Source organism: Parvivirga hydrogeniphila, assembly GCF_023371205.1.
Taxonomy (GTDB): domain Bacteria; phylum Actinomycetota; class Coriobacteriia; order Anaerosomatales; family Anaerosomataceae; genus Parvivirga; species Parvivirga hydrogeniphila.
On the sequence record NZ_JAMCCO010000001.1, the window covers coordinates 931,823 to 956,703 of the forward strand.

General features: G+C 67.2%; 22 protein-coding genes and 3 tRNA genes. 21 read left to right on the forward strand and 4 right to left on the reverse strand.

Annotation, left to right across the window (positions count from 1 at the left end):
- Window positions 1–32: 32 nt before the first annotated feature.
- The 8 genes from MX659_RS04770 to MX659_RS04805 all read left to right on the forward strand — a co-directional run bounded on the left by MX659_RS04770 (window position 33) and on the right by MX659_RS04805 (window position 8,836).
- Complete coding sequence (locus MX659_RS04770) at window positions 33–3,335, forward strand: SpoIIE family protein phosphatase (protein WP_267192312.1); 3,303 nt, start codon at window positions 33–35, stop codon at window positions 3,333–3,335.
- The gene (locus tag MX659_RS04775) at window positions 3,332–4,126 is read left to right on the forward strand and encodes an anti-sigma factor antagonist (RefSeq protein ID WP_267192313.1); all 795 of its coding nucleotides are present in this window, start codon (window positions 3,332–3,334) and stop codon (window positions 4,124–4,126) included. The genes MX659_RS04770 and MX659_RS04775 overlap by 4 nt, the downstream gene beginning before the upstream one ends.
- Window positions 4,127–4,167: 41 nt before the next feature.
- Window positions 4,168–4,734: a nitroreductase family protein gene (locus MX659_RS04780; protein ID WP_267192314.1), complete on the forward strand. Its 567-nt coding sequence runs from the start codon at window positions 4,168–4,170 to the stop codon at window positions 4,732–4,734.
- The gene (locus MX659_RS04785) at window positions 4,734–5,450 is read left to right on the forward strand and encodes an HAD family hydrolase (RefSeq protein ID WP_267192511.1); all 717 of its coding nucleotides are present in this window, start codon (window positions 4,734–4,736) and stop codon (window positions 5,448–5,450) included. Before MX659_RS04780 ends, MX659_RS04785 begins: the two co-directional genes overlap by 1 nt.
- A 9-nt stretch (window positions 5,451–5,459) precedes the next feature.
- Window positions 5,460–6,956, forward strand: coding sequence for a menaquinone biosynthesis decarboxylase (locus MX659_RS04790; protein WP_267192315.1), 1,497 nt, complete (start codon window positions 5,460–5,462; stop codon window positions 6,954–6,956).
- Window positions 6,949–7,974 carry a UbiA-like polyprenyltransferase gene (locus MX659_RS04795; protein ID WP_267192316.1) on the forward strand — a complete coding sequence of 342 codons (1,026 nt, stop codon included), beginning with the start codon at window positions 6,949–6,951 and terminating at the stop codon, window positions 7,972–7,974. Before MX659_RS04790 ends, MX659_RS04795 begins: the two co-directional genes overlap by 8 nt.
- A 3-nt stretch (window positions 7,975–7,977) precedes the next feature.
- Window positions 7,978–8,583, forward strand: coding sequence for a UbiX family flavin prenyltransferase (locus MX659_RS04800; protein ID WP_267192317.1), 606 nt, complete (start codon window positions 7,978–7,980; stop codon window positions 8,581–8,583).
- A gap of 100 nt (window positions 8,584–8,683) precedes the next feature.
- Entirely contained in the window at window positions 8,684–8,836 is a 153-nt protein-coding gene (locus tag MX659_RS04805) for a hypothetical protein (RefSeq protein ID WP_267192318.1), read from the forward strand.
- A gap of 40 nt (window positions 8,837–8,876) precedes the next feature.
- Here the strand turns inward: MX659_RS04805 and MX659_RS04810 are convergent.
- Window positions 8,877–8,950 (reverse strand) — tRNA-Cys (locus tag MX659_RS04810).
- An 80-nt stretch (window positions 8,951–9,030) separates the two neighbouring features.
- Window positions 9,031–9,106: transfer RNA gene (locus MX659_RS04815), tRNA-Gly, on the reverse strand.
- Window positions 9,107–9,222: 116 nt separating this feature from the next.
- Here MX659_RS04815 and MX659_RS04820 point away from each other — a divergent pair.
- Both MX659_RS04820 and MX659_RS04825 read left to right on the forward strand, forming a co-directional pair.
- Window positions 9,223–9,297: transfer RNA gene (locus MX659_RS04820), tRNA-Val, on the forward strand.
- A gap of 109 nt (window positions 9,298–9,406) precedes the next feature.
- Window positions 9,407–11,101, forward strand: coding sequence for a cell wall-binding repeat-containing protein (locus tag MX659_RS04825; protein ID WP_267192319.1), 1,695 nt, complete (start codon window positions 9,407–9,409; stop codon window positions 11,099–11,101).
- On the opposite strand, the gene MX659_RS04830 is transcribed toward MX659_RS04825, so the two are convergent.
- Complete coding sequence (locus MX659_RS04830; RefSeq protein WP_267192320.1) at window positions 11,086–11,979, reverse strand: diacylglycerol/lipid kinase family protein; 894 nt, start codon at window positions 11,977–11,979, stop codon at window positions 11,086–11,088. The two genes, MX659_RS04825 and MX659_RS04830, sit on opposite strands and share 16 nt — an antisense overlap.
- A 68-nt stretch (window positions 11,980–12,047) precedes the next feature.
- On the opposite strand from MX659_RS04830, the gene rnd reads away from it, so the two are divergent.
- The 11 genes from rnd (at window position 12,048) to hemG (MX659_RS04885) (ending at window position 24,016) form a co-directional block, all read left to right on the forward strand.
- Complete coding sequence (rnd, locus tag MX659_RS04835) at window positions 12,048–13,226, forward strand: ribonuclease D (protein WP_267192321.1); 1,179 nt, start codon at window positions 12,048–12,050, stop codon at window positions 13,224–13,226.
- Window positions 13,223–14,560, forward strand: a complete 1,338-nt coding sequence (xseA, locus tag MX659_RS04840) for an exodeoxyribonuclease VII large subunit (RefSeq protein ID WP_267192322.1) — start codon at window positions 13,223–13,225, stop codon at window positions 14,558–14,560. The genes rnd and xseA overlap by 4 nt, the downstream gene beginning before the upstream one ends.
- Window positions 14,557–14,793 carry an exodeoxyribonuclease VII small subunit gene (gene xseB / locus MX659_RS04845; RefSeq protein ID WP_267192323.1) on the forward strand — a complete coding sequence of 79 codons (237 nt, stop codon included), beginning with the start codon at window positions 14,557–14,559 and terminating at the stop codon, window positions 14,791–14,793. The genes xseA and xseB overlap by 4 nt, the downstream gene beginning before the upstream one ends.
- 22 nt (window positions 14,794–14,815) lie before the next feature.
- Window positions 14,816–15,163 carry a histidine triad nucleotide-binding protein gene (locus MX659_RS04850; protein ID WP_267192324.1) on the forward strand — a complete coding sequence of 116 codons (348 nt, stop codon included), beginning with the start codon at window positions 14,816–14,818 and terminating at the stop codon, window positions 15,161–15,163.
- Between the two features lie 10 nt (window positions 15,164–15,173).
- Window positions 15,174–16,022 carry a DegV family protein gene (locus tag MX659_RS04855; RefSeq protein WP_267192325.1) on the forward strand — a complete coding sequence of 283 codons (849 nt, stop codon included), beginning with the start codon at window positions 15,174–15,176 and terminating at the stop codon, window positions 16,020–16,022.
- Between the two features lie 2 nt (window positions 16,023–16,024).
- Window positions 16,025–16,315, forward strand: a complete 291-nt coding sequence (locus MX659_RS04860; RefSeq protein ID WP_267192326.1) for a 2Fe-2S iron-sulfur cluster binding domain-containing protein — start codon at window positions 16,025–16,027, stop codon at window positions 16,313–16,315.
- A gap of 482 nt (window positions 16,316–16,797) precedes the next feature.
- On the forward strand, window positions 16,798–18,786 hold the full coding sequence (acs, locus tag MX659_RS04865) for an acetate--CoA ligase (RefSeq protein WP_267192327.1): 1,989 nt from the start codon (window positions 16,798–16,800) through the stop codon (window positions 18,784–18,786).
- Between the two features lie 120 nt (window positions 18,787–18,906).
- Entirely contained in the window at window positions 18,907–19,986 is a 1,080-nt protein-coding gene (gene hemE, locus MX659_RS04870) for a uroporphyrinogen decarboxylase (protein ID WP_267192328.1), read from the forward strand.
- Window positions 19,976–20,944, forward strand: coding sequence for a ferrochelatase (locus MX659_RS04875; protein WP_267192329.1), 969 nt, complete (start codon window positions 19,976–19,978; stop codon window positions 20,942–20,944). Before hemE ends, MX659_RS04875 begins: the two co-directional genes overlap by 11 nt.
- Before the next feature lie 73 nt (window positions 20,945–21,017).
- A complete protein-coding gene (gene hemG, locus MX659_RS04880) occupies window positions 21,018–22,514 on the forward strand; it encodes a protoporphyrinogen oxidase (RefSeq protein ID WP_267192330.1) in 1,497 nt (498 codons plus the stop codon).
- Window positions 22,511–24,016 carry a protoporphyrinogen oxidase gene (gene hemG, locus MX659_RS04885; protein ID WP_267192331.1) on the forward strand — a complete coding sequence of 502 codons (1,506 nt, stop codon included), beginning with the start codon at window positions 22,511–22,513 and terminating at the stop codon, window positions 24,014–24,016. The genes hemG (MX659_RS04880) and hemG (MX659_RS04885) overlap by 4 nt, the downstream gene beginning before the upstream one ends.
- On the opposite strand, the gene MX659_RS04890 is transcribed toward hemG (MX659_RS04885), so the two are convergent.
- The gene (locus tag MX659_RS04890; RefSeq protein WP_267192332.1) at window positions 24,013–24,819 is read right to left on the reverse strand and encodes an inositol monophosphatase family protein; all 807 of its coding nucleotides are present in this window, start codon (window positions 24,817–24,819) and stop codon (window positions 24,013–24,015) included. The two genes, hemG (MX659_RS04885) and MX659_RS04890, sit on opposite strands and share 4 nt — an antisense overlap.
- Window positions 24,820–24,881: the final 62 nt, after the last annotated feature.

Consider the following 24,881-nt stretch of genomic DNA (forward strand, 5'->3'; position numbering starts at 1 on the left):
GTCGTTGGCATCATGGACCGGACGGGCGTCCTGTGAGACCTGCGATTCTGAGCCGAGACAGCCTTGCTGCGAGGTATACGCGCATCGCCGCAGCGCTTGCGCTTGCTACGACGTTGCTGCTTGGTGCGACGGCCGCTCTCGGCGTGTACCGGGTGATGAAATCGGAGCAGGCGGCGCGCGTTGGTGCGTATCGGGACATCCTGCGCCTGGAAGCGGCGTCACATCTGCAGACGGCGTACCGGCTCGCGCGGGCGCTGGCTGATCGAAGCGAGGTAGCCGCTGGCGCCGCTCCGCAGGCGAAGCTCGCGCTTGGCGTAGCGCTCCTCGACAACGGGACGTATCTCTCCCATCTGGCTCTCGCTGAGACTTCAGGGACCGTGATAGCGGCGTATCCAGCGACCGGTACGCCGGCGCCGTCTGCCATCGCATCGTGGTCGGAGCGCCTCGCCGCAGCAGGGAGCAGGAGCGAGTGGCTCGTCGACGAGTCCGGGTTGAGGGTCGTGTGCTGGTCGGGATCTTCCGGAAGCGCCGGTCGCGTGCTCATCGCGCAGGTCGCAACGGATCGTATACAGAGCACCTTGGAGCAGATCGCGGCAACGGCGCGCTCGCCCGTGGCATTCATCCGAGACGGAAACGGTCGCATCATCTTCTGGGCGGGCTCCCTCGCGGGTCTCGAAGATGCCGAATTCAAGATCGAGAAGGTCGACGATTCGAACGATGCGCGAGTGACAGCCACATCTGCGTCACGCGGCCGCATGGAGGGGTACCTGGGCCGTGTCGCAGGCGTGCCCGGCCTGGCGTGGGACGTCGTGGTGTTGGAGCCTTCTGGCGCCGCGATGAGCGAGACGTGGAGCGCCCTGCGGCCGGCCATCATCGTGTACGTGGGGGTCTTGGTCCTCGTCGTCGTGGTCGCTGCGACCGCCTTCTCGTGGCTCGTCAGGCCACTGCGTGCGCTGGAATCGCGCGCTCGCGCTGCAGCGCAGGGCGCGGTCCTGGACCCCGTCGCTGTCGACCGCGGAGACGAGGTCGGTCGTCTGCTGGAGTCGTTCAACCTCGTCGCGATGCGGCTGAACCGTCTCCAGGAGTCGGCTCGGGTGCTCGCGCGGACAGAGGAGCCGCGCGAGGTCGCGGAGAACGTTGCGCGCGCAGTCATACACCTCCTCGGAGCATGTGACGTGGCGGTGCTGCTTGCAGACGCTGAGGGCGATGCATCGAGCTCCATGAGAGTTGCTGCCTATCGCGGGCATACTGGCCAGGAGGACGGGTCGCTGCTCGAGTTCGAGTCCACGGCGTTGCCGGATATGTCGGATGCTCGTGATGCGAGGGTCATCGAGGGCGGGCTGGATGCGCTGTTCGGCGGCGAGCGTTCGGCCGAGGCGGATGGGTCTGTGACGCTCGCGGTGCCGTTGCGGGCCTCGGGAGGAGCCGTCGGCGTGCTCGCCGTCTCGCGGACGCGTGAGCGGCCGTTCTCTGCGGCCGAGATAGAGCTGGTGAGCTCGTTCGCGTCGCAGGCCGCTCTTGCTCTGGAGAAGGCGCGCCTTTTCGAACGGGAGCGGCGGGCGCGGGTCGAGGCGGAGGCTTTGCAGCAAGCCGCTCAGATGCTCGTAGAGGAGCCCGACCTCGCGTCCGCCCTCGAGAAGGTGGCGACCTGCCAAGCGGTGTCGCTCGGGATGCGCTGGTCGAGCGCCTGGCTTGACGAGCGTCTGCGGGAGGAAGATGGACAGGAGCAGCGCTGTGACTCGATCGCGGACCTCGTCGAGCTCATCGAGCAGCGTTTGTCAGGAGAAGATATCGCAGGGCTCGCTTCCGGCGTGTTCGTCTTGCGTTCGGACGACGGTGACGAGCGCATCACCGCGTGGTTGCAACGCCAGCCCCTCGCTACGGCCCTCGTCTCGTATGCTGCGCTCGACGGCCATCTCATGGGGATGGTTGTGACGGGCACGCCGGACCACTCATTCGTGGTGGATGAGCGATGCATGCGTATCGCGGGGACTATCGGCAAGGAGGCCGCGCTGGCCGTTGAGCGCGTCCGGCTGTTCAAGGAGGCGAAAGACCGCGCGACAAGCCTCGAGACGGTGTTCCGCGTCTCACAGGTCGTGTCTTCCTCGCTGAAAGTGAACGTCGTCTTGAGCCGGGTCCTCGACGTCGTGCAGAAGATCTTCAATGCCGACACCGTGATGCTCATGAGGCGGAACGAGGACCGGCGTGTGCTGGAAGTCTCGATGGCGCGCGGCGTGCTCGACCAAGTGATGCTCGACCACACGTGCCGGGCCGATGAGGACCTGCCTGGTGCCGTGCTGCAGACCCAGCAGGTCATGCTCGTGTCACGCCTCGAGGACATCGGCACGGCCTTCTCGCGCGCGGCGCTGAAGAGGGGGCTGCATTCGGCGTTGCTGGTGCCGCTTGTGGCTCGCGGGAAGGCCATCGGGGTGCTGGTGACGCTTGGCGCGCAGCCCGGCAAGTTCGGTAAGGCCGACGCGGATCTGCTGAGCACGTTCGCCTCCCACGCCGCGCTTGCCATCGACACCGCCGAGCTGTTCGCCCGCGAGCACGAGGTATCGCACGTGCTGCAGTCGAGCATCCTCCCGGATCGGCTTCCGCGCTACGACGGCCTCGATCTCGGCGCGGCGTATGTGCCTGCTGAGGGGATCGCCCGAATCGGCGGTGACTACTACGACGTGTTCGCTGCACCTGACGGGCGCGTGGCGTTCGTCATCGCGGACGTGTGCGGCAAAGGCGTCGAGGCAGCGACGAAGACATCCATGATCCGGTTCATGGTGCGCGGGATGGTGGCGGCGGGCGCGGGTCCGAAGGAGATCCTTGAGGCGCTGAACGAGACGGTTCACGCAAGCGGCGATGCGAACGACATATTCACGATCTGGCTCGGCATGCTGGACCTTCGCACCGGGACGCTCTTGTGGGCGGACGGAGGCCATCCGCCTGCGCTCCTGTGGCGGTCTTCAGAGCGTAGCATCGTACGGCTCGGCACGACCGGTCCATTGGTGGGGGCCGTCAGCGGGGCGCAGTACGACGAGGCTTCCGTGGTATTGCGTTGCGGAGACCAGGTGCTCTTGTATACGGACGGCGTGAGCGAGGCTAGGCGCAACGGTCGGCTGTTCGGTGAGGAGCGGATCCGGCGCGTCTTGAGGCGCTCCAGAGGCGCAGCTTCGCTCCCCGAGGAGCTGCTCGGAGCAGTGCAGAGGTACACGGGGGGCGCCTTGCGAGATGACGCTGCGATCCTCGCGGTCGGCTATCTTGGGGCTGGGTCGTTTACCGCGGCTGAAGCGCGGGGAAACACCATCGCGTACGAGCAGCCGAGGCCAGAACGGCGATGATGGTCGATCTGAGGTATGAGAGCGATTCCACCTGCGTGGCGCGTCTCGAGGGAGATCTCGATGTGACGGTCGCCTCCGCAGTCCGAGAGGCACTGAGCAAAGCCATCGAGCGCGGCTGCCGCAACGTGGTGCTCGACCTGTCCGGGGTCGCGTACGTGGACAGTTCGTGCATCGCGCTCTTGGTGTGGCTGAACAGGGTGCTCGAGCCGCGTGACGGGAGGCTGGTGTTGGCCGGCGCGAGCCCCGATGTGGGGCGGATCCTTGAACTGTCAGGTCTTCTTCGCGTCGCGCCCGTGGTCTCGACCGCATCGGACGAGCATGAGGCCCTTTCCTCGCTGGAGATTGCGCCGACTGCTCAGGAGCCGTCGTGGGAGCAGGGGCTGTCATTCCCAGCTGATACCGCCCAGCTCGCTACGGCGCGTCAGCGGGTGATCGAGCTTATCGCCGGACTCGACATCCCCGAGTCGACGATGTTCGACATCCGAGTGGCTGTCGGCGAGGCGCTCGCGAACGCGATGCGGCACGGCTCGCCCGGCGGCAGATCCGACACCGTCGGGGTCGTCGTAGAGGTCTACGAAGACCGCGTCGCGATCGTCGTTTCGGATCAGGGGTGCGGATTCGACGGAACGTTGCCGGAGTCGTCGGACCTTTACGCTGCCTCGGGTCGCGGCGTGATGTTCATGCGAGCGCTGATGGACCGCGTCGAGTTCACAACGTGCGAGGGCGGCGGGACTTCCGTCCGGCTCGAGAAACACGTGGATCGACGGACGAGCATCGCGCATCGCCCGTGATATGCTGTCGTCAGTACGGCCACGAGGTGCGGAGGTGTCACGTGGAGCTCGCTGAAGTGTTGAAACGCAGACGCTCGATCCGGCTGTACACGGGAGAGCCGATCGCGACGAGCGTTATCGATGACCTCATCGATGCGGCCACCAGCGCGCCGTCCCCTCTCAACTCTCAGCCGTGGCACTTCCACGTGGCGCTCGGAACCGCGCGCAAGGCCGTGGGGGAAGCGGTCGCGCAGTCCACGCGCTTCCTCGAGGAGTACGCGAGCATTCTGCCTGCCGGCCAGTTGGAGAAGGCGGCGGAGTTCTACGCCGATCTCGGGAACGCCCCCGTCGTGATCGGCGTGTCTGTTCCAGACAGCGAAGACGATGTGGAGCGCACAAACCGTCTCGTGGCTGCTGGAGCCGCCATCGAGAACCTCATGCTCCGCGCTACCGACCTCGGCTTCGGAGCGTGCTGCATCACGGCTCCTCGCTGGGTGATCGACGAGGTGAAAGCCGCACTCTGCGTTGCTGACGACCGCGTGCTCGCAGGGCTCGTCTTGGTGGGCGTGCCTGCCGAGGAGCCCATACCCACCGAGCGGCGTCGCGACGCGGTCACCTATCTCGAGTGATGCGACCGCGAGCCGTATTCTTCGACGTCGGCAACACGCTTCTTCAGCCGTATCCGAGCGTGTCGAGCGTGTGCCAAGAGGTCTTGAGCGAGTTTGGTCATTCCGCGGACCTGGAAGCGATCGAGTCGCTCATGCCGCTCGTGGACGCCTACTACGAGGACCGCTACCGTGCCGACGATACCTTCTGGACCGACGAGGAGGAGACATCCTCGGTGTGGGTGGGCATGTACTCGCTGCTGTGCGAGCGGCTCGGAATCGCAGATCAAGCACCGGTCATTGCACGACGCGTGTACGATGAGTTCGGCAAGCCAGGCAGGTGGCGCCCGTATCCCGACGTCGCGCCTGCAGTGACGGCGCTGCGCGATGCAGGCATCATGACGGGCATCATCTCGAACTGGGACAGACGGCTTGCATCGCTCATCGAAGGTCTCGGGCTCGGTGGGATGTTCGACGTCGTGGTGTCCTCCGCAGACGTCGGCTTGCGGAAGCCCGACCCCCGCGTTTTCGTCCTCGCGTGCGAGCGGCTCGGTGTCGCTCCAGAGGAGGCCGTCCACGTGGGCGATCATCACTACGCGGACGTTCTTGGCGCGCGAGCGGTCGGGATGACGCCGGTGCTGATCCAGCGAACCGGCAGCGACGTGATGCCTGCGATGGCCGCATGTGCGACCATACGAACCTTCGTGGAGCTGCCGGACGTGCTCGGACTCGAGGACTGAGGAGGGACGATGGCGTTCCGTGACCTGCGCGATTTCATCGCGCTGCTCGAAAGCTCTGGCCAGATCAAGCGGGTGCCGGTGGAGCTTGACGTGCGCCTCGAGATTCCGGAAGTGGCGGATCGCGTGAGCAAGCGCCACGGTCCAGCGCTCCTCTTCGAGCGCCCGGTCGACCGCGCATCGGGGCGGACGTTCGGCATGCCCGTGGTGATGAACCTGTTCGGGTCCTATGAGCGCATGGCATGGGCGCTTGGAGTGGAGCCGAAGACAGGCAGCTGGCAGGACTTGGACGCGAAGGCCCGTCAGCTGATGGACTTGGTGCCGCTCGACGCCCCTGCGTCGCTCAAGGGCAAGCTGGACGCCCTGCTCGGCCTCAAAGACCTGGCCGCTTCCGGTCCGAGGGAAGTCAAGCAGTCCAAAGCGCCGGTGCAGCAGGTCGTGCTGCGGGGCGCTGAGGTGGATCTCGGCGCCCTTCCTGTGCTCACGACGTGGCCTGGCGACGGCGGACCGTTCGTCACGCTGCCGCTCGTCGTGACGATGTCCCTGTCAGGGCGGCTCAACGTCGGGATGTACCGGCTGCAGGTCTTCGATGAGCGCACCACCGGGCTGCACATCCACGAACACCACGACGGGGCCAAGAACCTGCGCGAGTGGGCCGCTGCAGGTCACGACAGAATGCCGGTCGCCGTAGCGCTCGGCGCCGACCCGGCGACCATCTACTCGGCCACGGCCCCTGTTCCGCCCATCATCGACGAATACCTGTTCAGCGGGATCCTGCGCGGCGAGCCAGTAGAGGTCGTCCGCTGCGTGACGAACGACCTGCTCGTTCCCGCGCATGCGGAGATCGTCCTCGAGGGCCACGTGCGCATCGGCGAGCTCAAGACAGAAGGTCCCTTCGGCGACCACACGGGCTACTACTCTTTGGCGGGCGACTTCCCCGTGCTTCACGTCGACGCCATCACCATGCGTTCAGACCCGCTGTATCCGGCCACGATCGTCGGTCGACCGCCGATGGAGGACTGCTACATGGCCAAAGCGACCGAGCGGCTCTTTTTGCCCGTGATCAAGGCCATGATGCCCGAGGTCATCGACTACGACCTGCCGCTGGAAGGCGTGTTCCACAACTGCGCGATCTTCCAGATCAAGAAGGAGTTCCCGGGCCAGGCGTTCCGCGTGATGAACTTCGCCTGGTCCATGGGCCAGATGATGTTCACGAAGTTCGTCATCGTCGTCGACGAGGACGTGGACTGCCACGACTACTCGGAAGTGGCGTGGCGATGCTTCAACAACGTGGATCCGAGCAGGGACGTGCTGGTGAGCAAAGGCCCGCTCGACCGTCTGGACCACTCGAGCAACTACGAGAGCTTCGGCTTCAAGATGGGCATCGACGCGACGAAGCCGCTTCCTGGCGAGGGGCACCTGCGCGAGTGGCCGGACGCGCTCGAGATGAGCCCTGAGGTCAAGGCGCGCATCGACGAGCTCTGGGAAGGGCTGGGACTCGATGCGTAGAGCGCTCGACAAAGTGAAGTTGTTCGCCGAACTCGTGAAGTTCGAGCACTCGATCTTCGCGCTCCCGTACGCGTACGTGGGGGCGCTGTACGGTGCGTCGCTGGCAGGGTTCGCGCGCTCTGAGGTGTGGCAAAGGGTGCGCGCGGATGTCGCGGCCTTCGTCGGGCAGCGGCTGGCGATCGCGTGGACGTCCGATGCCCCGTTGCCTCCGCAGGTCCGGGCCGTCCATCTTCCGTGGGGCAAGGGGCTCTCGACGCTCGTGCCGACGTGGTCGTCCCTTGCGTGGATCACGGTCGTGATGGTCGGCGCGCGCGCATTCGCCTTCGTGCTGAACCGCGCGATCGACAAGGAGATCGACGCGCGAAACCCGCGCACCGCGAACAGGGCGGTGCCCGCCGGTCTCGTGAAGGCGTGGGAGCTGTGGCTGTTCGCTGCAGCGATGCTGGCGCTCTACCTCGTCGGCGTGTGGCAGCTTGCGCCGGTGGTGCGGCCGCTGGCACCGATACCGCTCATCGCGTTCGCGGTCTACCCGTACACGAAGCGATTCACTGCCCTGTGCCACTACTGGCTCGGGATGTGCCTCGGACTCGCGCCGGTGGGCGCGTGGCTCGCGATCGGAGCCCCAGCCAACCATCCCGCGCCGTGGCTGATGGGGGTCTCAGTCGCGCTGTGGACCGCCGGGTTCGACATCATCTACGCCACGCAGGACGTCGAGTGCGATCGCCGCGACAAGGTGCATTCGATGCCGGCAGACATCGGTGTTCCACGCGCGTTGCGTCAGACGAAGGCGCTCCACGTGCTGACCGTGCTGTTGCTCGCGGCGGCCGGCGTCCTTGTCGGAGCGGGAGCGTTTTGGTTCGTCGGCGTCGCCATCGCGGCGGGGCTGCTCTGGTACGAGAACTCGATCGTGAGCCATGAGGACTTGAGCAGGGTCGACGCGGCGTTCTTCACGACGAACGGCGTCATCGCGATCGTGGTGTTCGCAGGAGCGCTGGCAGACGTCTTGATCGGGGTGTGAACGATGGCGGGCATCGAGCGGGCAGCGGTGATCGTGACGGGAGCGTCGGGTTCCGCATACGGGCTGCGCACCATACAGCAGCTTGCAGACGGCGGGGCCGACGTGGTGGCGATCTTCACACCGACCGGCGAGGCCGTGGCCAGGCATGAGGTGGGCCTCTCGCTGGAAGGGCGCGACAAGGCCGCATCCCTCGGACGGTTCCTGGACCTGAAGCCGTCTGCGCGCCTGCGCGTCGCAGATGACGCTGACCTGTTCGACCCGGTGGCGAGCGGGTCCAATGCGCTCGATGCGGTCATCGTGGTGCCGGCGTCCATGGGTTTCGTTGCCTCGTCGGCAGCAGGGTTGGCGAGCGATCTGGCGGAGCGCGTGGTGGACGTCGCGCTCAAGGAGCGGCGGCCGGTCGTCTTCGTTCCGCGAGAGACGCCGCTTCATCTCATCCACCTGCGCAACCTGACGACGCTGGCCGAAGCAGGTGCAGCGATCGTGCCTGCGATGCCGGCGTACTACACGATGCCGAAGAGCGTCGACGACATGGTGGACTTCGTGGTGGGCAAGGTCCTCGACGTGCTCGGCTTCCCGCACGAGCTCTTCAAGCCGTGGCGCGCGTGAATGCGCTTGACGCGAGGCGCCGCGCGGAGCACAATCCAGGAGAAGGCGGGTCATCGTAGCAGCAGTTGCAGTCTCAGTCGTAGCAGTGAAGGAGCAGGCCATGACCCTATCGCAGGCGCGGAAGCGCTATCCGCTGGTTCCACGCGAGATCGTCAAGTGGGCCGTCGAGAACATCCAGGACCCTGAAGCGCTCGCTCGCGGTCTTCACCGCTTGGAGCAGGCGCGGCGCATCCAGATCAAGTACGGGGTGTAGAGAAAAGCCCCGGCACAGCGTGCGCCGGGGCTTTCATGTCTGGAGGCGACGCCCGGATTCGAACCGGGGATAAGGGCTTTGCAGGCCCCTGCCTTGCCACTTGGCGACGTCGCCACGCGTATCGGGCTATCAATCGAGAAGGTTGGCCCGCGTGGGCCCACCTCGGCCTCGGACCAACCTTCCGAACGGTCGTCTGGAGCGGACGACGGGACTCGAACCCGCGACCCCAACCTTGGCAAGGTTGTGCTCTACCAACTGAGCCACGTCCGCGCGCAACGCGTAGTCTAGCAACGCGGGTGGTAGCGCGCAAGGTGAGAAGTCGATGAAATTCAGGGTGGCGCACACGCCGGTTGCTGATACAATATGCGTCGCTGTCCTTGACAGACGGGCGCTTAGCTCAGGGGGAGAGCACTTCCTTGACGCGGAAGGGGTCGTAGGTTCAAATCCTACAGCGCCCACCATCAAACGAGCTCGGCCCCGGGATCTTCCGGGGCCGTTTGCGTTTCCGCCGAACTCGTCAGCGGTTCGTGCTATCGTTGGTGCAACGATGCGACGGGGGAGCGTGGCTGCATGCGACTGTGGGCAGTTCGAGCGGCGGTGCTCGGGTCGATCTGTGCTGTGCTGGCCGCTGCTCCGGTGGCGGCATGGGGCGCGTACGACGGCGGCGACGTGTGCGTGACCACACAGCGCATCGCGGGCGTGGACCGCTTCGCGACGGCCGCTGCGGTTGCTGAGGCGGCATTCCCGAACTGGGAGGGCGTCCGTGCCGTCATCATCGCTTCTGGTGAAGATACGGCGCTGAGCGATGCGCTCGCAGCATCCACGCTCACCAGCGTGTTGCACGCTCCGCTCGTGCTGGTGCGCCGGGACGGCGTGCCCGCACCTGCGACCTCTGTGCTCCGCGCCGTCGCCTCTCATGTCGGAACGGTCCCCGTCGTGGCCGTTGGTGGTCCGGGCTCCATCTCGGATGCCTGTCTGGCACGGGTCGCCGCCGAGTTCGGCGGATCGGTGGAGACCACGCGGGTCTTCGGTTCCGACCGGTACGGCACTGCGGCAGCAGTCGCTTCGGTCGTCGCTTCGTCCACCACGGACGGCGGTCGCCGTGTGCTTATCGCGAACGGTGAGCCGTCGCGAGGGCTCGTGGACGCGCTTGCCGCTGCGAACGCTGGAGCGGCGCTCCGCGTGCCGGTGCTGTACGTGGCCCGCGACTCGGTTCCCGGCGCCACGGCAGCGCGGCTAGCTTCGCTGGACCCTATGGAAGTTGTCGTGCTCGGCGGCCCCGGCGTGGTGTCTGACGAAGCCGCACAGGCAGTGGGTGCGACGGAACGGTGGTGGGGCGCCGACCGATATGGAACCGCTGCTGCCGCTGCCACTGCGGTCTGGAAGCTCGGGGGAGCTCGGACCGGCTCCGCGATCATCGCGCGCACCGTCGCTGACGCCGTCGCTTCCGCGCAGCTCGGCGCTCGTGGCGGCGGCCCGCTGCTGCTCGTGAGCGCGACCGGCGTCCCAGAGCAGACCGCCCGCTGCGTCTCCGCGAGCGATCCTCCCGTGACGACCGTGACCATCGTCGGCGGAACAAGCGCGGTTCCGCAGGCGGTGGCAGGCGAGCTTCAAGGCGCCCCGCATGCTCCTGCGATCACGACGCCGAAATCAGGCTCGCTCGTCGCGAAAAAGGCCAACGTGAGCGTACGTACCGGCGTGAACACCGCCCGTGTGCGGCTGTACCGAGGCGCCACCTTGATCGCCGAAAAGGCGGCGGCCCCGTTCTCGACCGTCGTTTTCGGCGCCGTCGCGATGCCGAGCGACGGCGAGGCGTTGCGCGCGGTGGCTGTCTCCCAGCGCGGTACGACGACGCAGTCGGCCGCACGGTACCGCCGGTTAGCGTACCCTGCAGCGACGAGCATCGTCATCGACAAGTCTGATTTCCGGCTGTACTGGGTGAAGGGCGACGTTCTCGTGAAGTCGTATCCGATCGCCATCGGGAGGCCAGGGATGGAGACTCCCGTCGCGATGTGGAAAGTCGGTGCCAAGTACTACACCGACCCTGCGAGCGTGTACGGTCCGCGCAAGATGCGGCTGTTCCGGCGAGTGGGAAGCGGCGACTCAGTGCGTTATGTGTACACGGCGTACGGCATCCACGGGACGAACCAGCCGTGGGTGATCGGCACGAAAGCGTCACATGGGTGCATCCGGATGTACAACAAAGACGTCCTCGAGCTGTTCCCGCAGGTCCCGCTCGGCACGCTCGTTCAGACGCGGGAGTGAGCCTCCGGCACGACGACGAGCGCAGCGTTCGGCAGGACCCGGGCAGAGAACGGCGTCGGTGCGTCTACCTCGCCGTCGTGCTGCACGCGCAGCGGTGGTTCGGCGATGAGCTCGACCTCATGGGCCGTGTGCACCTCGAAGCCAGGGCGATCCGGGTAGGAGGCGAGCCGGTCGAGCAGCGCCGCCCAGATCGTCGGCACGAGGTCTGCGAGCGTGCGCGTCTTCATCACCACGACCTCGAACACGCCGTCGGTCGCGTCGCTTTCGTGGACGAGCGAAAGGTCGAACTGGATGCGGGCAAGGTTGACGAGCAGCACGGCCGTGCCCTCAGTGACCATCTTCCTGCCGTCGAGCGTGAGGATGAGCGTGGACGGCCAGGTCCGCGCGGCCTGCAGGGCTGACAGGATGTACGCGCCCTCGCCGATGATCGGCTTCATGGGCTCGGCGCCTGCCATGATCTGCGCGTCGAAGCCTGCGCCCGCGACCACGAAGAAGCTGTGCACCGCGCCGCCGACGGCGATCTCGCCGAGGTCGAACCGCGACACCGGCCCGTGAAGCGCAAGATCCGCGAGCGCACGGGGGTCGCTCGGCAGCCCGAGGTTGCGCGCGCTGAGGTTGGCTGTGCCGGAGGGGAGGATCGCGACCGGCACGTCGCGGTCGCGCACGGCGTGGAGCACCGATGAGACGGTCCCGTCACCTCCCGCAGCGACGATCCTGTCGAACGACGCAGCATCGTGGACAAGCGACTCCGCGGGCGTGTGCGGGGCGACGAGCCGCATCGTCACCGACGCCCCAGAGCGGGTGAGCGCGTCAGCGAATTCCAGGAGCCGGACATCCGAGGAGCCGGAGCGCAGATTGGCGATCACGAGAACGTCCATGCGCGTCCTGTCACAGGGTTACGGTACACTCTCAACGGATTCTACGTCACCTGACCCGTGAGGCGACCGTGCTCATCGATTCCACCGAAGCGCTTGCATCGTTCGTCGGTCGTGCGGCCGGCGCTGGCGCGCTCGCCGTCGACGCCGAGTTCATGCGCGAGCGCACGTACTACCCGCGCCTGTGCCTGCTGCAGCTCGCGACAGAGCGAGAGGCGGTGGCGGTCGACCCGCTCGCAGGCGTCGACCTTGCGCCGCTCGCGCCGCTCATGCGGGACGCTGCGGTGACGAAGGTGTTCCACGCCGGCGGGCAGGACATCGAGATCTTGAACCGCGTGTTCGGCGCACCCCCAGCACCGGTGTTCGACACGCAGGTAGCGGCGACGCTCGCCGGGTTCGCTGCGCAGGCGAGCTATCAGGACGTGGTGGCGTCAGTGCTGGGCGTGACGCTCGAGAAGTCCCAGCGCTACACGGACTGGTCGGCGCGGCCCCTCGCTCCCGAGCAGGTCGAGTACGCGCTCGACGACGTGCGCTACTTGATCCCGCTGTACCGGGAGATGAGGCGGCGTCTCGAGTCCGCAGGACGGATGGCGTGGCTTGCAGACGAATTCGAGCGCATGGCCGATCCCGCTACCTACGCTGTCGACCCCGAGAAGCAGTACCTGCGCGTGAAGCGAGCGTCCTCGCTGAGAGGATCGTCGCTCGCTGTGCTGCGCGAGCTAGCCGCATGGCGTGAGCGTGAGGCGCAGCGACGAGACATCCCCAAACGGTGGCTCGTTCCTGACGAGACGCTCGTGGAGATCGCTCGCAGAGCGCCGAAACGTGAGGCGGATCTCGTGGGCGTCCGCGGTCTGTCCGAGCAAGTCGTCCGGCGTCATGGTCGCGCCATCATCGAGGCGGTCGAGCGGGGGCTGGCCACGCCGCGCGAGCTGTGGCCGGTCATCGAGCGGCCATCGTCGCGCCGCACCGTCTCGGCAGAGGTCGTCGACCTCATGGCAGCGCTCGTTCGCGCTCGGGCCCGGGCGCACGGCGTTGCGCCGACGCTGATAGCCACCCGCTCCGATCTCGAGGCCTTCGCGGAAGGCGACCGAGAGAGCCCGCTCGCGCACGGATGGCGGCACGCGATGGTGGGTGCCGAGCTCGAAGGGCTGCTTCGCGGCGAGATAGCGCTCAGCGTGTCCGAAGGCGGCGTGGCAGCCACGCCGGTCGAGAGGGGCGCCGTGAAGCGGGAGGACGGTGACGAGGCGTGAACGACAAGGCGCTCTCCGTGTCTGAGGCGCTTTCTCTCGCGAAAGCAGCGCTCGATGCCATCGCCGTGCGCGTGATCGGCGAGGTCACAGAGGCCACTTCGAAGCCCGGCTACAAGGCCGTGTACTTCACGCTCGCCGACGACCGGGCGGCGATGCCGTGCTTGATGTGGCGCGACGCGTATGAGGCGTGCGGATTCGAGCTTCGGCAGGGCATGCTCGTCGAGGCGGTCGGGACCTTCACGGTATACGTCCAGAAGGGTCGCATGCAGTTCCAGGTCCGGAGCATGGCGCCAGCTGGTGAAGGCGTCTTGCGGATGCAGGTGGCTGCCCTCGCTCGGAGGCTCGAGGCCGAAGGGCTGATGTCTGCGGCCATCAAGCGGTCGCTGCCGCCGTACCCCGACCGTATCGGCGTCGTCACGTCGCCGCGCGGCAAGGCCGTGCACGACGTCCTGCGGACGCTCAAGCGTCGGTACCCGGCGGCGGAGGTCGTCATCGCGGGCGTGCAGGTGGAAGGGGACGGGGCGGTCGATGCGATCGTCGAGGGGCTGCGGCGCATCGGCGAAGAACCGGGCGTGGACGTGGTCATCCTGTGCCGGGGCGGCGGCTCGTACGAAGACCTGATGCCGTTCAACGACGAGCGCGTCGCGCGGGCGATCCGGGCGTGCCCGGTGCCCGTGGTCACCGGTATCGGGCACGAGCCGGACGTGTCGATCGCCGACTTGGTCGCCGACGTCCACGCTTCGACGCCGACGGCAGCCGCTGAGGCAGCGGCCCCCTCGGCCGCGGAAGTCCTGAAGCGGTTCGACGAGCAGCAGCGGCTGCTTGCGCGCGCGCTCCGGCACGGCGTCCAGCGGCAGCGGCATCGCCTCGAGATCGTCGCCCAGAAACGCCCCATCTCCGATCCGAGGAGCGTGCTGTCGAGCTGGATGCAAGCGCTCGACGATGCCGCCTCTGGACTTGCAGCGGCGCTGCCTGCACGCATCGCGCGTGAGCACGATCGCCTCGATGCGATGCGTCGCTCGCTCGCGGACGCGAGCATGTGCGCGCTCGAGCGTGCCCGTTCGCGCTACGCGCTCGGCGAGCGCGACCTCATGCGCGCAGGCCCGCGTCTGTTCGACGAACCGAAGCGGCAGGTCGGTTTGTACGCGGCGAGGCTGGACGGCCTTTCGCCGCTCAAGACGCTCGGGCGTGGGTATGCGGTATGTTATGCAGATGCGACGGGGCGGATCGTCCGGTCGGTCGACGATGTGGCGCCCCGAGACGAGCTGTCGGTCCGCGTGTCTGACGGCCGTATCGCGTGCGAAGTGCGGGGAGTCGAGAAGGAGCGCACATGACAGAAGCGAATGCACCAGTCGAACCCGGCGAGCTGTCGTTCGGGGACGCGCTCGCAGAGCTCGAGCGCATCGTGGCCGACCTCGAGAGCGGCACGCTGGAGCTCGAAGAGAGCCTGACCCGGTACGAGCGTGGCGTCGCCCTCTTGCGCGCGTGCCGTGCCAAGCTCGAGGCGGCCGAGCAGAAGGTGACCATGCTCATCGGGGAGCTTGAAGACACACAGGAAGCCGAGTGATCGTGAAGAGAAAGGGGCGGCTGTGAGCGAGTGCGTGTTCTGCATGATCGCGCGAGGTGAGATACCAGCGAAGGTGGTGTACTCTGACGAGCATGTCATCGCGTTCGATGACATCGCGCCGCAAGCGCCGGTGCATACCCTCATCATCCCGAAGGTGCACTACGACAGGATGGGTCCGGACGTTCCGTCCGAGGTCACGTGCGCGCTGTTCGCCGCAGTTCCGAAGGTGGCGGAGGCCAAAGGTGTGGCGGAGTCCGGATATCGGGTCATCGTCAACAACGGGCCTGACGCGATGCAGACCGTGGAGCACCTCCACGTGCACGTGATCGGCGGCAGACGCATGTCCCACGGCATGGTCAACTTCGGGTAGGGGGCGTGCGATGGAAGATCGAGCCGTCGGCATCGTCACCGACAGCACGTCGGACATCACCCCACAGATCGCTGAGCGTTTCGACATCGAGGTCGTGCCGCTGTCTGTGACGGTCGGAGGCCGGACGTTTAAGGACGGCTCGGTCTCGCAGAAGGAGTTCTTCGAGCTGATGGCGCACGCACCGGAGCTCCCCACCACCTCGCAGCCGTCTGTCGGCGCGTTCGTCGAGGCGTACGAGCGGGTCCTCGCGCGGTACCCGGAGGTCGTCTCCGTCCACATCTCGTCGGCGCTTTCCGGCACGGTCGAGTCTGCACGCGAGGCGGCGAAGCGGTTCGCAGGCCGGGTGCACGTCTTCGACACCCGGAACCTCGCGTGGGGCGAGGCTCTCCAAGTCCTCGAGGCGGCTCGGGCGGCATCGGCAGGCGCAAGTGCGCCGCGCGTCCTTCAGGTGCTCGAAGAGGCGCGCGCAAAGGCGAAGATGATCGTGGGGCTGGACAAGCTGGACAATCTCGCCAAGGGCGGGCGCATCGGCAAGGTGGCAGCGCTCCTCGGAGGACTCCTCGACCTCAAGGTGATGATCAGCCCTGGCGTTGATGGTGCGTTCGAGGCCGTCGGGCGCGCCCGCGGCACGCGGGCCGCTCTCGACAAGACGCTCGCGTGGGTAGGTCAGCAGATGGGCGAGCGCACGAAGGGCGTCTTCGCTGTCATGCACGCCATGTCAGAAGACAAGGCGCGGTATCTCGTCGAGCGGATCTTTGAGCGCTACGAAGTCGAGGAGATGCACGTGGTCGAAGCAGGCCCGGTGATCACCGCGCACACCGGGACCGGCTGGGGCGTGGCGCTGCTTCCGAGGGGCTGACGGTGGCCGGTTGCCGCGTCCGCTTCGAGCCGTACGGCATCGAGGTGACGGTCTCTCCGGGAACCACGGTTCTCGAGGCCGCCAGGAAAGCCGGGATCGCTATCGCTGCCCAGTGCGGCGCTCGAGGCACCTGCGGGCAGTGCGCGGTACGGATACTTGAGGGACAGCCTGCTGCGATCAGGCAAGCTTTGGGTCGGGCGGCCGCGCTCCCGAAAGGAATGGCGCTCGCGTGCCTTGCCGAGGTGGCCGACGGTCTGGCGGTCCGGCCGGTGAACGCTGTCCGCGTCGGATAGCGTGTCGGCGTCCGAAGAGACTGGAGAGCCCTGGCCTTCGGGCCAGGGCTCTCACCATGCCTTCCCTGTCTACCCCTGAGTCTCGTACGGTCCGCGGCTTTCTGCCGCCAGATCGGGATGCCGGTCACCGATCTTCCAGACCTGCCGTCTGGCGCTCGCGCCGGGCGGCTCTAACTGAGGGAAGGGAAACTGTTCTGCACGGAACATAGCGCACGATACCAAGGATTGCAACTGCAGTTACCAACCGGAGCGACGGACGACGCAGATCGGTCGGGACTGCCGAGACCCGCTGGCGCCTGGCGTCCCATGGACGCGAGCGGCCGCCGGACGATGGAACGCGCCGTCCACCGACGATTCGCGGCCGGACACCTGGGGCGCGTCCCAGAGATACCGTCGCGTCTCATACCATGGACGCTGAAGGTGTGTCCGGAACAGGATGAAAGCGTGCCGGACGCAACATGCCGAACGCGAAGGAGGCGAGCATGTCGGAGTCGACGCACATCGAAGCGCTGTCGCAAGAGGGCCGCGTCATCCAGCCGCCTGCGTGGGTCGCCGAGCGGGCGTACATCAACAGCATGGAGCAGTACGAGGAGATGTACCGGCGCTCGATCGAGGACCCCGAAGGTTTCTGGGGCGAGATGGCCGAGGAGATGCTTCACTGGCACAAGAAGTGGGACACCGTCCTCGACTACGAGTTCGACACACCGCGTATCGAGTGGTTCAAGGGCGGCAAACTCAACGTCGCTTACAACTGCATCGACCGCCACCTGAACAGCTGGCGGCGCAACAAGGCGGCCATCATCTGGGAGTCGGACGAAGGCCGCACGAAGGTGTACACCTACCAGTCGCTGTACTACAAGGTGTGCCGGTTCGCCAACGTGCTCAAGAAGCACGGTATCAAGAAAGGCGATCGCGTAGCCATCTACCTCCCGATGATCCCCGAGCTCCCGATCGCCATGCTCGCATGCGCTCGCATCGGCGCGATCCACTCCGTCGTGTTCGGCGGGTTCTCGTCGGCAGCGCTGCGGGACAGGATCCAGGACTGCGGAGCCAAGATGCTCATCACGGCAGACGAAGGCATCCGCGGCGGTCGCCTGACGCCGCTCAAGGCCGAGGCCGACGTCGCGCTCCTCGAGTGCCCGTCTATCGAGTCCGTGATCGTGGTGTCGCGTGCGAGGACCCGCGTGGATATGGAGCCCGGGCGCGACTTCTGGTACCACGAAGAGGTGCGCGCGGCCGACGTGGGGCGGCACTGCGACATCGAGTGGATGGATGCCGAAGACCCGCTGTTCATCCTCTATACGTCCGGCTCCACCGGTAAGCCGAAGGGCGTGCTGCACACGACCGCAGGGTACCTGCTGTACGCGGCAACGACGTTCAAGTACGTCTTCGACTACCACGACGAGGACGTCTTCTGGTGCACCGCGGACATCGGCTGGGTCACGGGTCACTCGTACATCGTCTACGGGCCGCTCGCAGTGGGCGCGACCACGCTCATGTTCGAGGGCGTGCCGACCTATCCGGATCCCGGGCGCTTCTGGGAGATCGTCGAGAAGCACGGCGTGAACCAGTTCTACACGGCGCCGACCGCGATCCGCGCCTTGATGAAGGCAGGGGAGGAGTGGCCCGCCAAGTACGATCTCAGCAGTCTGCGGGTTCTCGGCACGGTAGGCGAGCCGATCAACCCTGAGGCGTGGATGTGGTACTACAAGAACATCGGTCGCGAGCGCGTGCCGATCGTCGACACCTACTGGCAGACGGAAACGGGCGGGCACATCATCACCAACCTGCCTGGCGCCACGCCGATGAAGCCCGGGTCTGCGACGCGTCCGTTCTTCGGCATCGCGCCTGAGGTCGTGAATGAGGACGGCTCCCCGACTCCGGTCGGAAGCGGTGGACGGCTGTGCATCACGAAGCCATGGCCGGGCATGCTGCGCGGCACGTGGGGCGATCCCGAGAACAAGCGGGTGAAAGAGATCTACTTCACGGCGTTCCCCGGCAAGTACTTCACCGGTGATGGAGCGCGGAAGGACGAGGACGGCTACTACTGGTTGCTCGGCCGCGTGGACGACGTCATCAACGTCTCGGGTCATCGTCTCGGCACCGCAGAGGTGGAGAGCGCGCTCGTGAGCCACCCCGCTGTTGCGGAGGCAGCGGTCGTCGGGTACCCGCACGACGTGAAGGGCGAGGGCATCTACGCCTACGTCATCCTGAGGCAAGGTCAGGAACCGAGCGAGTCGCTCGCGAAGATCCTCACCGGTCACGTGCGCGAGGAGATCGGCCCCATCGCGAAGCCGGATTTCATCCACTTCGTGCCTGAGCTGCCGAAGACCCGCTCCGGCAAGATCATGCGCCGCATCCTTCGGAAGATCGCGGCGGGGGAGCGGGACATGGAGGCCTTCGGCGACATCAGCACGCTTGCCGATCCGAGCATCGTGCAGAAGATCCTGGACACGGCGCCGAACGCGTAACGGCCGAGCGTCGCCGAGACACGGCGTTCCTCGAGGCGGGTCCCGGAGCGATCCGGGACCCGCTTTCTCGTCTCCGTGGTAGACTTGTGCGCGATTTCCTCCCGTGTGAAAGGACCCCTGATGCCCTTCAACGACGTGTTCTTGCGTGCGTGCAGGCGCGAGCCCACCGAGCGGACCCCGATCTGGATGATGCGGCAGGCAGGCCGCTACCTCGCGGAATACCGTGCGATCCGTGAGAAGCACGGATTCTTGGAGATGTGCCGCACGCCCGAGCTGGCCGTCGAGGTGACGCTCCAGCCGGTCGACATCGTCGGCGTGGACGCCGCGATCCTGTTCTCGGACATCCTCATCCCGTTCCCCGGCATGGGTCTCGACCTCGAGTTCGCGAAGGGCGAAGGTCCAGTCATCCACAATCCGGTGCGCTCGGCAGCCGACGTGCGGCGTCTGCGCGTCGCGGACCCCATCGAAGACACCGGGTTCGTGATGGAAGCGATACGGATCCTGCGCCGCGAGCTCGTCGACAAGGTGCCGCTCATCGGCTTCGGCGGTGCGCCGTTCACGCTTGCGAGCTACATGGTCGAAGGCCACGGAACGCGGGACTACGAGGTCACGAAGGCGTTGATGTGGGGCGATCCGGCGGCGTGGGACGAGCTCATGAGCAAGATCTCCGACACGGTGATCGCCTACCTGTCGGCGCAGATCGACGCAGGCGCGCAGGCGGTGCAGGTCTTCGACAGCTGGGTGGGCTACGTCGCTCCCCGTGACTACGAACGCTACGTGCTGCCGCACACGACGCGCGTGGTGCAGGCCCTGATCGAGCACGGCAAGAAGGCCGTCCCAGAAGGGGTGCCCGTCATCTACTTCCCAAACGGCGCGACGTCGATGCTCGATCGTGCGCTCCAGACCGGGTGCGACGTGGTTGGCATCGACTGGCGCCTCGACATGAAGAAGGCGGTCGAGCTCATCGACGAGCGCTTCGGCATCCAGGGGAACATCGACCCTGTCGCGCTGTTCGCGCCCGACGACGAGCTCGAGCGCATGGTCGTGGAGATCCTCGAGGCCGTCGGGACGCGGCCCGGGCACATCTTCAACCTCGGGCACGGCATCCACAAGACGACCGATCCAGAGAAGGCCAGGACGCTCGTGCGGCTGGTGCACGAGCACTCCGAACGGATCCGTGGCGGGAAGCATGCTGGCTGACGGCGTGCTGCTCACGGGCTTCGGCGGTCCTGACTGTCCGGACGCGGTGGGTCCGTTCATGCGCAACCTCACGGGCCGCGACCCCGATCCGGCGACCCTCGAGCGCGTGAGAGCGCGCTACGAGCGCATCGGCGGCTGCTCACCGCTCGTCCAGACAGCGCGCGAGCTCGCCCTCGCAGTGGAATCCGCGCTCGAAGAGATGGGGCGCGAGGTTCCCGTGGAGGTCGGGATGCGGTACTGGCAACCGACGATCGCGGAAGGGATCGAGCGGCTTGCTGAGCGTGGCGTTCGCTGCGTCGCACACGTCTCGCTCTCGCCGATCGAGGCTGCTGTGACGCACGCGAGGTACCGTGAGGCCATCGACGCGGCGCTGTCGGGCATTCCGCACATGGTTGTGTGCGATGCCCCGCAGCTCTCGACGTTCTCGGCGTACCGGGACCTGCACGCACACGCGCTTCGGCAGGCCCTCGCTGCTGTCGCAGACGGCCCCGCGTTCGTGGCGTTCACGGCGCACAGTCTGCCGGCCTCCGACGAGGGTGCGGCAAGATACGATCGCGAGCTGCGGGCGGTAGCCGACGTGGTTGCAACGAGCGCAGGCCTGGCGAGCGGTCACGACGTCTCCGTTGCGGGTGCGACGACGTGGGGGGATGTCGAGGGCGCGACGCCGTGGGCGGTGTGCTACCAGTCGAAGGGCGCGCGCGGCGGCGCGTGGCTCGGTCCCGACCTGGACGATGTGATTCCCGCGGTCGCCGGTCTCGGGGCGCGGGCCATCGTCATCGCTCCGGTCGGCTTCGCACTCGACCACATGGAGACGCTGTACGACCTCGACGTGGACGCGAAGGAGCACGCGGAGCGGGCGGGCGTAAGGTTCGTCCGCGCTCAGGTGCCGAACGCACATCCGGCGCTCGCGCGTGCTATCGCAGAGGTCGTGCTCGGCACGGGGTGTGGGCAGGGGTAGTTCTAATCAGCAGGCATGCCGACGCTCCGGCAAGCGGTCGCGTGCGACGAGACGAGCGAGGTGCTGGCACGGCATGAAGCGGATCGTCATCATCGGCGGCGGCATCGCGGGGCTGGGCGCCGCGTACGAGATCGCGAAGGCTGGGCGGTCGGGCGAAGACGTGGAGTTCGTCCTCGTGGAGAAGCACGACCGCCTCGGTGGGAAGATCTTCACGGACCGGGCGGCCGATCCGGACGGAGACGAGTACGTCGCAGACGGCGGCTCCGACTCGTTCTTGACGGAGAAGCCGGCGGTGCATCGCGCTGCTGCTGAGCTCGGCATCGCTGACCGGCTGTGCGGGACGCTCGATGAGAACAAGCGGACCTTCATCGTCAAGGACGGAAGGCTCGTGGAGCTGCCCGACGGCGTCATGATGTTCGCGCCGACCAAGCTCGTGCCGCTCGCCACGACGTCGCTGTACTCCTGGCCGGGCAAGTTCCGCATGGCGTGCGACCTCGTGATCCCCCGCAAGGAGCGCTGGGCGCCCGGCGAGAGCGGGAAAGACCACGACGAGACCCTCGAGAGCTTCGTGACGCGCCGGATGGGGCGCGAGTGCCTCGACCGGCTCGCCGAACCGCTCGTGGGCGGCGTGAACGGATCCGATCCTGCGACGATGTCGCTCGCAGCCACCTATCCCAATCTGCTCGAGATGGAGCAAAAGCACGGATCGCTCATCCGGGGCTTCGTCGCGCAGCGGAAGCGGATCGAAGCGATGCGCGCCAAGGCGCCTGCGGGCTCGCCACGCCGCACGTTCTTCTCGTCGTTCCGAGACGGCCTGCAGACCATCACCGACGCGCTTGCCGACGCTGCGGGCAGGGAAAGGATCGTCACCGGCGTCGCCGCAGTGCGCGTGGGGCGCGCGCCTGAGGGCTGGCGTACCGAGCTTGCAGACGGGTCGGTGATCGACTCTGACGGGCTGATCGTCGCGACCGAAGCGTGGGCCGCCGCGGTGCTGGCGGAAGGCGTCGACGCGAGGGCGGCCGAGCTCTTGAGCAGCATCCCGTGTTCCTCCTCGGCGACCGTGGTCCTCGCGTACGACGAATCGGACTGCCCGTTCGACAAGCGGTGGCACGGGATCCTCACGCCCGCCGTCGAGCGCCGGCACCTCACCGGCATCTCGCTCATGTCCTCGAAGTGGCCGGACCGCGCACCGAACGGCCGCGTGCTTCTGCGCGGCTTTCTCGGCGGTCCGCGCGACGAAGGCGTTCTGGACGCCACCGACGACGAGCTCATCGCTCTTGCGCGTGAGGAGCTCGCGGATCTGCTCGGGGTGCGTCGAGCGGCGCGACCGCGCTATGCGCGGCTCTTCCGGTGGCCGGGAGGAATGCCGCAGTACACGCTCGGTCATCTCGAGCGCGTGGACGAGATCGAGCGGCTCGAGGCGCAGATCGCCGGCGTGGCGTTCGCTGGGAACGCGTACCGCGGCGTCGGCGTGCCGAACGCGCTCGAAAGCGGCCAGCGGGCAGCGCACAAGGTCCTTGCCGACCTGGGCGTTGTGAGCGGCGGAACGACTGCGGAGGAGACGCGATGAAACGCGTGGTGGTGATCGGCGGCGGTGTCGCTGGGCTCGGCGCGGCGTACCGCATCATTCGTGCGCAAGCGGCCGGCCATCCGGTGGACGTGGTGGTCGTCGAGAAGAGCACGCGTGTCGGCGGGAAGCTTGCCACGGACATCGTGCCGGACCCAGAGGGCGGCGAGTACGTGGTGGACGGCGGCTCTGATGCGTTCGTTTCGACGAAGCCAGCGGTGCGTCGTATCGCGAGGACGCTCGGCATCGAGGACGACATCGTTCCTGCGCGCGACGAGAACAAGCGCACGCTCATCGTCAAGGGCGATCGGCTGATCGAGCTTCCCGACGGCATCATGATGTTCGCGCCGACCAAGCTCATGCCGCTCGCCACGACGTCGCTGTACTCCTGGCCGGGCAAGTTCCGCATGGCGCTCGACCTCGTGATCCCCCGCAAGGAGCGCTGGGCGCCCGGCGAGAGCGCGAAAGACCACGACGAGACCCTCGAGAGCTTCGTGACGCGCCGGATGGGTCGCGAAGCGCTCGATCGCGTGGCAGAGCCGCTCGTGGGCGGCGTCCACGCGTCCGACCCGACGGTGATGTCGCTTGCCGCAACGTTCCCGGAGTTCCTGGAGATGGAGCAGAAGCACGGCTCGCTGATCCGGGGGTTCCTCGAACAGCGCAAGGCGCGCGAGGCGATGAAGGCGCGCCAGCCAGCCCGGCCCGGTCAGAAGCCGTGGTCGTTCTTCAACACGTTCGTTCGCGGGATGCAGACGCTCCCGAATGCGATGGCGGCAGCGGTCGGCGCGGAGAGGATCGTGCTCGGAAAGGCGGTGACGGCGGTCGAGCGCGCGGGCGCTGGGTGGCGGGTCGTGCTTGACGATGGCGATGCCATCTCGGCAGACGGCGTCATCGTCGCCACGGAGGCGTGGGCCGGGACCGGGATCGTCTCGGGCGTGGATCCGCGCATCGCGGAGCTTCTCGCACAGACCCCGTGCTCGTCGTCGGTGACCGTTCCGATGGCGTTTCGCGAGGCCGATTGCCCATTCGACAAGCGGTGGCACGGTATCTTGGTGCCGCTCGTCGAGAAGCGCCCGTTGCTTGCCGTGACGCTCTCGTCCTCGAAGTGGCCAGACCGCACGCCCGATGGCAAGGTGCTGATGCGCGGCTTCATCGGCGGCCCGCGCAACCAGCATCTCGTCGAGGCGAGCGACGAAGACCTCGTCGAGCTGACGCGTCGGGAGATCGTGCGCATGCTCGGCATGCCCGACGACGCGCGGCCAGTGTTCGCGAGCGTCTACCGCTGGACGGGCGGGATGCCGCAGTACACGCTCGGACACCTCGATCGGGTCGAGGAGATCGAGGCGCGCACGGCGCAGATCCCCGCGTTCGCGATGGCCGGCAGTGCGTTCCGGGGCGTCGGGATCCCGAACTGCATCGAGGGCGGGGAGAAGGCGGCCGACAAGGTGCTACGCGACCTTGGCGTCGAGCACGCCGAAGACCGTTCCAGCGGTCAGCGCCGCTAGCGCTGGGCGTCGAGCACGGCCTCGAGCAGCACGTCGTGGAGCGCTGGTCCGGCCGCGACGATGCCTGGCGTGAAGATGTCCCACGGCCGTCCGTCCGTACCGGTCACGAGCGCGTGCGCCTCCCGCAGGATGACGACGCCTGCGGCGAGGTCCCACGGCTTGAGCTCGAACTCCCAGAAGCCGTCGACGCGTCGAGCTGCCACCTCGCAGCAGTCCACGGCCGCGGAGCCGTCTCGGCGGATGTCGTGGGCAACGCGAGCAACGCGCGCGAGCACGCGCATCTGCACCTCGAATGGCCGTCCGCGGTCGTAGGGAAAGCCGGTGACGAGGAGCGCGTCTTCCAGCCGAGCGACGCTGCTGACCGCAAGTGGCACGCCATCGAGATCGGCTCCCGAGCCGGTTTCAGCAGAGGCGAGCTCGTCGAGAGCGGCGTTGTAGACCGCGCCGACGACCGGCTGCGTTTCGCGGACGAGTGCCACGCTCGTCGAGTAGCACGGATAGCCGTGCACGAACGACGTCGTCCCGTCAAGAGGGTCGATCACCCACACGTCGCCGCGGCCAAGCTCGCCGCGCGGCACGCCGGCACGCCCGTAGACCTCCGGCTCCTCGACGACGAACGTCGCTCCTTCGATGCGCTCGGCGATCGCGCGGCATGCCGCGACGCCGGCCGCGATGTCCGCGTCGGTCACGAAGTCGACGCGTGACGATTTCGTGCGCGCCACGCCGAACGAGCCTTGCATCGAGCGGAGAACAGCGCCGCCCGCCCGCGCCGCTGCCTGCGCAGCTTCAAGAACCGCGTCCATGCCACCTCCGGGTCCGTGTATCGGGTATGCTCATCGTATCGCGTGAGCGGGACGTTGTCGTG